Below are 8,817 nucleotides of genomic sequence, written 5' to 3'. Positions count from 1 at the left end.
GTGATGGACAAGGTCGGCACATTCGGGATGCTGCGCTATTGCCTGCAGTTGTTCCCCGATGCCTCAACGTATTTTCGCCCGCTGATCGTCGTGTTGGCGGTCATCGGCGTCATCTACGGCGCGATCGTGGCCATCGGCCAGACCGACATCATGCGGCTGATCGCCTACACATCGATCTCGCACTTCGGCTTCATCATCCTGGGCATCTTCGTGATGACCAGCCAAGGGCAGAGCGGGTCGACGCTGTACATGCTCAACCACGGCATCTCCACTGCCGCAGTGTTTTTGATCGCCGGATTCCTGATCTCGCGCCGCGGCACCCGGTCGATCGCCGCGTACCACGGCGTGCAGAAAGTGGCTCCGGTACTGGCCGGCACGTTCCTGGTGGCATGCTTGGCCACGCTGTCGCTACCCGGCCTGGCGCCGTTCATCAGCGAATTCCTGGTGCTGATCGGCGCATACAGCCGGTACTGGCTGGCGGCGGCGTTCGGGGTCACGGCGCTGGTGCTTTCGTCGATCTACATTCTTTGGCTTTACCAGCGGGTGATGACCGGTCCTGTCGCCGATGGCAACGAACGGATCCGCGATCTGGTGCCGCGCGAAATCGTCGTCGTCGCACCGCTCATCGCGTTGCTCCTAGTGCTGGGGGTGTACCCGAAGCCAGTGCTGGACATCATCAACCCCGCGGTGGGGAACACCATGACGACCATCGGCCAGCATGACCCCGCACCGATCGTGCGGCCAGGCGTCGCACACGTCCCGGGAACGGCGGAAGGACCGCGCCGATGACCATGCCAACTCCCAGCGTCGAATATGGGCTGCTGTCACCGATACTCATCGTCTTCGGTGTGGCCGTGGTCGGTGTACTGGTCGAGGCATTCGTGCCCCGACGAGCCCGCTACGGCGCCCAGATGGTCCTCGCGATCGGCGGCCTGGCCGCCGCGTTCGTCGCAGTCGTCGTCGTCGGCAGGCAGCTGCCGCCCACCGGCCGCACCGCCGTCCTGCACTCGCTGGCCATCGACGGCCCCACTCTGCTGTTGCAGGCGGCCATCCTGCTGGTCGCGGTGCTGGCGGTGATCTTCATCGCCGAACGGCGTGACGGCGAAACCGCCACCACCGGCCCGGGCGCAGCGACCGCCACCGCCCACATCGCTGCCGGGCTGGATTCTTTCACCCCGCAAGCCTCAGCGGTGCCCGACAGCGCGGCCGAGCATCAGGCGACCCGCGCCGGGGTGCGACAGACCGAACTCTTCCCGCTGGCCATGCTGGCCGTCGGCGGCATGCTGGTATTCCCCGCCGCCAACGACCTGCTGACGATGTTCGTCGCGCTGGAAGTCTTATCGCTGCCGCTGTACCTGTTGTGTGGGCTGGCCCGTCACCGCCGCTTGCTGTCGCAGGAAGCAGCGGTGAAATACTTTCTGCTGGGCGCGTTCTCGTCGGCGTTTTTCCTCTATGGCGTTGCACTGCTGTACGGCGCGACGGGCACGCTGTCGTTGCCCGGCATCGCCGCCGCGCTGGGCCGCAGCACCAGCAACTCGATGGCGCTGATCGGTGTCGCTTTGTTGGCCGTCGGCCTATTGTTCAAGGTCGGCGCGGTCCCGTTCCACTCGTGGATTCCCGACGTCTACCAGGGCGCGCCGACTCCGATCACCGGGTTCATGGCCGCGGCCACCAAGGTTGCGGCTTTCGGCGCGCTGCTGCGCGTCGTCTACGTGGCGCTGCCGCCGCTACATGACCAATGGCGGCCTGTGCTGTGGGCGATCTCGATCGTGACCATGGTGGTTGGCACCGTCACCGCGGTCAACCAGACTGACGTCAAACGGCTGCTCGCGTACTCGTCGATCGCACACGTCGGCTTCATCCTCACCGGTGTCATCGCAGACAACCCAGCCGGTCTCGCGTCGACAATGTTCTACCTGGTCGCCTACAGCTTCAGCACGGTGGGCGCTTTCGCGGTCGTCGGGCTGGTCCGCAACCCGGATGGCGACGAAGACGCCACCATGTCGCATTGGGCCGGATTGGGGCAGCGTTATCCCGTTGTTGGACTGCTGTTTTCGATGTTCTTGCTGGCATTCGCCGGCATCCCGTTGACCAGCGGGTTCGTCAGCAAGTTCGCAGTTTTCCAGGCAGCCGCCAAGGGCGGTGCGGTGCCGTTGGTCATCATCGGTGTGATCGCCAGCGGGGTGGCGGCCTACTTCTACGTGCGGGTGATCGTGCTGATGTTCTTCACCGAGCCGCCCACCAATCAGGTGCAGGTCGTGATGCCCAGCTTCTGGAGTAAAGCCGCGATCGCAGTGTGCGCATTGGTCACCATCGGTCTGGGCGTCTTCCCGCAGCCGCTGCTCGATCTGGCCAACCAGGCCGCACAGTTCGTGAGATGACGCAGGCGCTGGTTCTCAGCGACGACTCCGGCCCGGTTCGGGTGCTGACCATGAACCGCCCGGACTCGCGAAACGCATTGAACACCAACCTGATCGGGGTGCTCTACGCAGCGCTGGGCGATGCAGACGAGGATCCGTCGGTGCGAGCGGTGGTGCTGACGGGCGTCGACCCCGCTTTCTGCGCCGGTGTCGACCTCAAGGAGGCCCAGCGGCTGGGCAGCGCCTATTTCGAGCAATTTCAGACCCGGAGCTGTATTCGCAAGACGGCCGAGATGCGCAAGCCGATCATCGCGGCGATCAACGGCCCGGTGTTCACCGGCGGACTGGAGATGGCGCTGGGGTGCGATTTCCTCATCGCCTCGGAACGCGCCGTTTTCGCCGACACCCATGCCAGGGTCGGCATCCTGCCCGGCGGCGGCATGACAGCCCGGCTGCCACAGTTGGTTGGCGGCGCTATGGCGCGCCGGCTGTCGATGACCGGCGAAGTCATCGACGCCGATCGCGCCGAGCGGATCGGACTGGTCACCGAAGTCGTCCCACACGATCGGCTGCTGGCGCGGGCCGTTGAGCTGGCCAGCCAGATCACCGAGGTGCCGGCACCAATCATGGCCGGCCTCAAGGAAATCTACGTCACCGGATCGGCGGCGGTCACCGACCCGGCGCTGGCCGCCGAACAGGACATCGCCGGTGCCCAACAGCTGGACCGCGATGCACTCGGCGACCGCTACACAGCGATCAGCGAGCGCAATCGCCGCCAGATCCGGCCTGCGCCCTAACGAAGAAGCGGGCTGTAGTCGGTCGGCGGGTCGACGAGGTTCATCGAGCGATAGAGCTTTTCGGTCAGCGCCGAGCTGTTCTCTGCCGCACTCAACACCGCCTCGCGGAAGTCCAGGATCTCCTTCGACGCCGAATGCGCAGGATCTGCATTGGCCAAGTAGAGATCGTTGAACTGGTTGGATGCCCATAGCGGGCCGACCACCCCGGCAGCGGCGGCGAAAAACCGCTGGCTCAGAGAACTCAAGTCGCCGTTCGCTTCAGCCAGACACTTCTGCAGGGCAGTCGCCTCGAGCGCGGCCACCGTCATGCCTTGCCCGTAGATGGGATTGGTGCTGCAAATCGCATCACCGAAAACCAGCAACCCCGCGGGAAAACGTGGCATCTGGTCGTAGCGTCGCCAGGTGCCGCCCGGGTACCGGAAAACGGAAATCTCGCCCAGTGGTTCTCCCCGCTTCAGCGCACGCAGCAGTGCAGGCGGAGCGAATTGGGTAGCCAGCCGAATCATGCCGGCCATGTCATCGGGTGGCTCGTTGTGCGCCAAGCGGGCGATGGTGAATATCCACGTGTCGTGCTCGTAGACCGAAAACGCGCCGCCCGTCGGTCGTTTCGGTTCCGGGACGACAAAGGTCATCTTCTCGCGCAGGATCCCCTCCGGGATGCGCATCACCAGGCTGGCGTAGTTCGCGCTGGCTGTCGAGCGTTCGGCGGCAGGCCGGCCGTAACCGAGGGCGTCGAGCAAGGCGGGGGTGCGGGCGCTTCGCCCCATCGCGTCGACGACGAGATCGGCGTCCAGCACCTGCTTGGCGCCGCTGTCGCGGTCGACGATGTGCGCGCCCGTGACGTGCTGCGGGTCCGGCGTGATCGGTTCGACGAAGTCGTGTCCATCGACGATTTCGACGTTGTCGATCGCGCTAACTCGCAGCCTGACTTGGGATTCCAACAATGGACGACTAAGCAGGTGAATGACGACCGATTCCGGGTCACTGAATTTGCCGGATCTGTTGAGCTCGTGACCGGAAACCCGGATGGACACTCGAGAGAGGTCGCCGTCGTCGCACACCGTCGCCCCAGCCGCGACGAGTTCGCCATGTATACCAGGAAATAACTGTTCCAGCTCATGCGCGCCGCGGCTCCACAGTGCGTGAAAGTGCCGTCCCTGCGGAACTCCCCGACGGTGGTCCGCAGCGTCAGGCAACTTGTCTCGTTCGACCACTGTCACTGTCTGGTAGAAGTCAGCAAGTACTCGAGCGGCGAGCAATCCACCCATTCCCGCGCCACAGACAACAGCCCGCTGACCAAGCTTGCTCACCGATATTCCCTTCGCCAACAAGGGCCTACCGTACAGAAAATAGTTTGAAAATTAGGGCAGAGTCGGCAAGACCATGGCCGGTCTAGACCGCTGTCTCGGTGCCCGTCACGGCGAGATCGCCGCTGGCAACCGTGGGCAGATCCGGTCGCGACACACTTAGTTCCTCAAGTTCCTCGTCTGCGCACCGTTCCACCAGCAAAGGAATGAAGTCGCGCACGCGGCTGCTTTGAAACTTTGCATAAGCGCGCCGCACGGCGGCGGCAATGTGGTCTTCGGGAAGAACTGCGTATTTCTTCGCCAGGCGACGCTCAATGTCACCCATAAACGCCCGCTCTGCTGGAGGCATCCCGATATTCTTGCCGCCATCCTCGCAGCGGTCAAGACGGGTTTTGTTAGCCACGTGTTGTGTAAATCACTTGGCAAAAACCACTTTAGCTCCCGAGGACACCCAGGTAGAGTCCCCGCTAGGCCCGCGCGTCGGACCACAATTTCTTGTGCCTCAGCTCCGAAGAAACGGCCGGGTGGCTAACAGGTACACCGCGAATACAGCCAGCGGAGCTAGCAACGGCAACCACGCAACCTGCAACGGAAACGCCGTCGCGACTAGCCCGGCGAACGCGAATCCCAGGGCGCCGACCACGGTCGCCCCGCTAACACCGTCCAGCCCGGTGGCGCCACCGGCCGCGTGCCGCAGCACTAAGTACAAGGCCGCGGACAACCCCGACACCGCAGCCAGCGTGGCCGCCGGATCCGACAGCGCGATCACCCCCACAGTGAGCAGCACCGCCAGCGTGCCGACCGGGCGAACCAGGATTGCGGCCGCCACCGCGACCGCCGCCGCCGTCGCCGCGATCAGGGCCGGCCCGTGCGACCCGACCCCCACGGCCCCCACCATCAAGAAGCCGAAGGCCGCTGACAAAACGTGCGCCAGCAGTCCGCCGAGCCTCATCATCGCCGTCCCGTTACGGGCCGACGACGATCGGGCACCAGACGCATCGATTGGTCCAGGGTGCGGTCTGCTTGCCAGGCGACCACGTCGACGCCGACGGTCCCCATGTCGCGGTACATCGCGGATCGTTGCAACGTCCACATCCGGTCCACCAGGGGGTCCTGCTGGGCGGCGAACGGTGAGCCTTGAAGAACATCGACTGCCACCACGACGTGACCGCGCCTGCGCAGGTCGATCAGTGACAGCGCGAACTCGGTGTCGAGCAGCGTGGAGAAAGCGACCACGATCGCGCCGGGCGGAATCGCAGCGCGCGGCGCCAAAGTCCCAGTGGTGGTTTCGAATTCGTCGCCGGCCGCAAGCACCGTGTCGAGCACCCGATAGAACTGACGCTGGCCGATGTCGGCGCCAATCCAGCGGGGCCGGCCACCGCCGAGCGCGACGATGCCGGCCCGATCACCGTTGCGCAGCGCGGTCTGCACCACCTGCGCGGCACCCCGCACCGTCCGCTCGGTGGAGGCCGTCGCCGGGCCGGCCGGCTGCGGGTAGCCATCGATGAGCACCACCACATCGGCGGACCGGTCGGTCAACCGCTGCGTCACATGCAGTCGTCCGCGGCGGGCGCTCACCGGCCAGTTGATGGTGCGCAGCTGGTCACCGGGAACATAGGTGCGAATGTCGGCGTACTCGACCCCGCGGCCGATGTGCCGGGTCAGGTGCGTGCCTAGCCGATCGAGCAGTTCAGTCGGTGGCAGCGCCGTCGGTTGCGGAGGCGTCATCGGAAACACCGTCACATCGGCCGCGTCGACGGTGCCCGTCCCGGTCAGCAGCCCGCCATGCGCGACGACCTCGACCGTGGCCCGGATGGGGTAGCGGCCCCAGCGGTCGGCTGTGGTAGCCACCGTCTGCCGCTGACGAGATGTCCGATTTAGAACCTCTAGCCGCATCTCCTCGACTGCTGACACCGTGAGTTCGACTGCAGCACCTAAGGTTTCAGTGCTCGCCCAGACGCTTAGCTGCGCCTGCTCGGTTTCAAAGCACCGCTGCGATCCGGGCTCCGCATGCACGTCCACCTTCGGCAATGGCCGCTGCCAGCTGATCGAACACAACACGCCCAGCAGCGGCGCCGCGAACGCAATCAGCTGCCATCGCGATCCGATCAGCGCGACGGCCAGCGCCAGTGCGGCGCACGTCGCAATTGCCCGCGTCAATGCCGATGCACGCCAGTGTAATTGGGGTTCGCGGATCTCGATCACGTCGTCGTGTCGCTTACCGCGGTCCGCCGCCCGTCCGGGGAACCGGCAGCCGCCGCAGCAGTTCCTCGACGATGTCGGAGCCTTGAATCTTTCGTACCCACATCTCCGGCCGCAGGGTGATCCGATGGGCTACCGCGGGGGTGGCCAGCGCCTTGATGTCCTCGGGTATTACGTAGTCGCGGCCAAGCAGCAGGGCACGGGCGCGGGCGAGTTGGACCAGGTCGATTTCCGCGCGTGGGCTGGCCCCCACCGCTACCTGCGGGTGGTGACGGGTCGCGGCGGCCAGCGAGACGACGTAGTGCAAGACGTCCTCGTGCACGCTGACCTGTTCGACCGACTCGCGCATCGCCAGCAGATCGTGCGCGTCGACAACCTGGCTGACGATCGGCTCGGCCGAGCCGCGATCCAGGCGACGGCGCAGCATCGAGGCTTCGTCGTGCTCGGACAGGTAGCGCAGTTCGAGCCGGACCGCGAACCGATCCAACTGTGCCTCGGGCAACGGGTAGGTGCCTTCGTATTCGATCGGGTTGTCGGTCGCCAAAACAATGAATGGCTTGGGTAGCTGGTGGGTTACCCCGTCAATGCTCACCTGGCGCTCGGCCATCGCCTCCAGCAATGCCGCCTGGGTTTTGGGCGGCGTCCGGTTGATTTCGTCGGCAAGCAGCAGGTTGGTGAAGATCGGCCCCGCACGAAACTCGAAGCGCCCCGACTGCATGTCATAGACCGTCGAGCCGAGCAGATCCGCCGGCAGTAGGTCAGGTGTGAACTGCACGCGGGTGAAATCCAGCCCGAGCGCCGCGGCGAAAGACCGAGCGATCAGCGTCTTGCCCAGGCCGGGCAGATCTTCGATGAGTACATGCCCGCGGGCGAGCACGGTGGTGAGGATGAGAGTGAGCGCGGCTCGCTTACCCACCACCACGCGCTCGATCTCGTCGAGCACGGCCACCGCGCGGGCCGTCGTTGTAGGTGCCGGCTTAGTCATGGTCGAGTCATGTTTCAGTCGTACCCTTCGTCATACCTCTTCCAATCGTTCCAGGATTTCGGCAAGCGTCGCCCTGCCCGGCCCGGGCTCGCGCGCACCGGTTTGCGCGACGTTGTTGGGATTCACCCACGCCCACAGTTGCGGGCCGAAAAGCATTCGGCCGGTGGCGTCGAACGCCGCCGGGTCTTTGGCCTGACTTTGTCCGGTGGTGATTGCGAACCGTCGGGCCAGCATCGGACGCAGGTGGCGGTCCCAATCTGCTCGGGTGGATTCCGAACGGTGGATCAGCGTTTCAGTTCGGGATAGCCAGCCGCGCAGCGATTCCTCAAGGGCGTTCGGGGGTGCGAGTGCCGACGGTTCGACGCCGTGGCCGAGAACCTGGCGCACATTGACCAATGCGAACAGCGCCGCGACACCGGCAGTCCAGAGCACGAACCGACGATCGTGCAGCAACAGCGTCGCCAGCTCTGCGGCCAATATGATGGAAACGCCCAGGGCAACAACCTTTTTCATACCGGGCTCCGCAATTCGGCCAGAACCAGCTGCAGTACCCGCAATGCGCTTTCCCGGTGCGCCTCGCTCATCACGTGTGGACTGAACCGGGCCTCTTCGAACAAGTTCACCAGCTCGCTGGCGTTATCGATGTGCAGCGCGTGGTTTTCGACGGCCCGGGCCAGCACCTCGGTGGGCGTATCGAAATCCTGCGGAGCGGCCCCGGGAACATGCGCGAGTTCGCGTTCCATCGCCGCATAGCAAGCGATGATCGCCTCCCGCGGTTCGCGGCTGCGGTCCCCGATTTCGGCCAATCCGACTTCGGCTGCCCGCACCAGCGACTCGGAGGTATCGGCCGGTGGCGTGGCCAGTCGTGTCGGTTCGGCAGCGGCAACGGGTGTCGCCCCGACGCGTCGCCGGCGCGCGGCGACGACTGCGCCCGCGACGGCCAGCACCAGCAGTGCCACCGAGGTCGCGATCAGGTAGCGCAGCATGCCACGATCTGCGCCCGCGTCCGGTGGCTTGGACTGTGGAGGAGCGTTTGTACTGGGCGGCGGGGTACTTGAGGCGGGTGCGGTTGCGGTCTGATCGGCGACATGCAGCATGATGAACTGCGAAAGGAGCCACACCGTCAGCAGCCACACGACGAGCAATGCGGCCCCGATCACCAGCAC

10 protein-coding genes are annotated in these 8,817 nt (G+C 65.3%); 3 read left to right on the top strand and 7 right to left on the bottom strand.

What is annotated here, in order from left to right; translation table 11 throughout:
- From WB785_RS03370 to WB785_RS03360, 3 genes are all read left to right on the top strand, one after another.
- On the top strand, window positions 1-789 hold a 789-nt coding region (locus WB785_RS03370), incomplete at its 5' end, for an NADH-quinone oxidoreductase subunit M (RefSeq protein ID WP_424077279.1).
- On the top strand, window positions 786-2,381 hold the full coding sequence (nuoN, locus tag WB785_RS03365; RefSeq protein ID WP_424077278.1) for an NADH-quinone oxidoreductase subunit NuoN: 1,596 nt from the start codon (window positions 786-788) through the stop codon (window positions 2,379-2,381). The genes WB785_RS03370 and nuoN, both read left to right, overlap by 4 nt.
- Window positions 2,378-3,157: an enoyl-CoA hydratase gene (locus WB785_RS03360; protein ID WP_424077277.1), complete on the top strand. Its 780-nt coding sequence runs from the start codon at window positions 2,378-2,380 to the stop codon at window positions 3,155-3,157. The genes nuoN and WB785_RS03360 overlap by 4 nt, the downstream gene beginning before the upstream one ends.
- Here the strand turns inward: WB785_RS03360 and WB785_RS03355 are convergent.
- From WB785_RS03355 to WB785_RS03325, 7 genes are all read right to left on the bottom strand, one after another.
- A complete protein-coding gene (locus WB785_RS03355) occupies window positions 3,154-4,467 on the bottom strand; it encodes an FAD-dependent oxidoreductase (RefSeq protein WP_424077276.1) in 1,314 nt (437 codons plus the stop codon). The two genes, WB785_RS03360 and WB785_RS03355, sit on opposite strands and share 4 nt — an antisense overlap.
- Window positions 4,468-4,549: 82 nt before the next feature.
- Window positions 4,550-4,867 (bottom strand): three-helix bundle dimerization domain-containing protein, encoded by a 318-nt coding sequence (locus WB785_RS03350; protein WP_424077275.1) that lies wholly within the window; start codon window positions 4,865-4,867, stop codon window positions 4,550-4,552.
- 99 nt (window positions 4,868-4,966) lie between these two features.
- On the bottom strand, window positions 4,967-5,419 hold the full coding sequence (locus WB785_RS03345) for a hypothetical protein (protein WP_424077274.1): 453 nt from the start codon (window positions 5,417-5,419) through the stop codon (window positions 4,967-4,969).
- The gene (locus WB785_RS03340; protein WP_424077273.1) at window positions 5,416-6,669 is read right to left on the bottom strand and encodes a DUF58 domain-containing protein; all 1,254 of its coding nucleotides are present in this window, start codon (window positions 6,667-6,669) and stop codon (window positions 5,416-5,418) included. Before WB785_RS03340 ends, WB785_RS03345 begins: the two co-directional genes overlap by 4 nt.
- Window positions 6,670-6,682: 13 nt before the next feature.
- A complete protein-coding gene (locus WB785_RS03335; protein WP_424077272.1) occupies window positions 6,683-7,651 on the bottom strand; it encodes an AAA family ATPase in 969 nt (322 codons plus the stop codon).
- Window positions 7,652-7,681: 30 nt separating this feature from the next.
- Complete coding sequence (locus WB785_RS03330) at window positions 7,682-8,164, bottom strand: hypothetical protein (protein WP_424077271.1); 483 nt, start codon at window positions 8,162-8,164, stop codon at window positions 7,682-7,684.
- Window positions 8,161-8,817, bottom strand: a 657-nt coding sequence (locus WB785_RS03325; protein WP_424077270.1) for a DUF4129 domain-containing protein, incomplete at its 5' end; no start/stop codon positions are given. The genes WB785_RS03325 and WB785_RS03330, both read right to left, overlap by 4 nt.

Origin of the sequence: Mycobacterium sp. (assembly GCF_049585075.1) — a bacterium.
Taxonomy (GTDB): domain Bacteria; phylum Actinomycetota; class Actinomycetes; order Mycobacteriales; family Mycobacteriaceae; genus Mycobacterium.
Note: the sequence above shows the minus strand (reverse complement) of the source record. Positions and strands in the feature narration are given on the sequence as shown.

Excerpts from the sequence above, each read along its gene's own strand:
- nuoN (WP_424077278.1), top strand. The coding sequence starts at position 786 with ATGACCATGCCAACTCCCAGCGTCGAATATGGGCTGCTGTCACCGATA.
- WB785_RS03360 (WP_424077277.1), top strand. The coding sequence starts at position 2,378 with ATGACGCAGGCGCTGGTTCTCAGCGACGACTCCGGCCCGGTTCGGGTG.
- WB785_RS03335 (WP_424077272.1), bottom strand. The coding sequence starts at position 7,651 with ATGACTAAGCCGGCACCTACAACGACGGCCCGCGCGGTGGCCGTGCTC.
- WB785_RS03345 (WP_424077274.1), bottom strand. The coding sequence starts at position 5,419 with ATGATGAGGCTCGGCGGACTGCTGGCGCACGTTTTGTCAGCGGCCTTC.
- WB785_RS03330 (WP_424077271.1), bottom strand. The coding sequence starts at position 8,164 with ATGAAAAAGGTTGTTGCCCTGGGCGTTTCCATCATATTGGCCGCAGAG.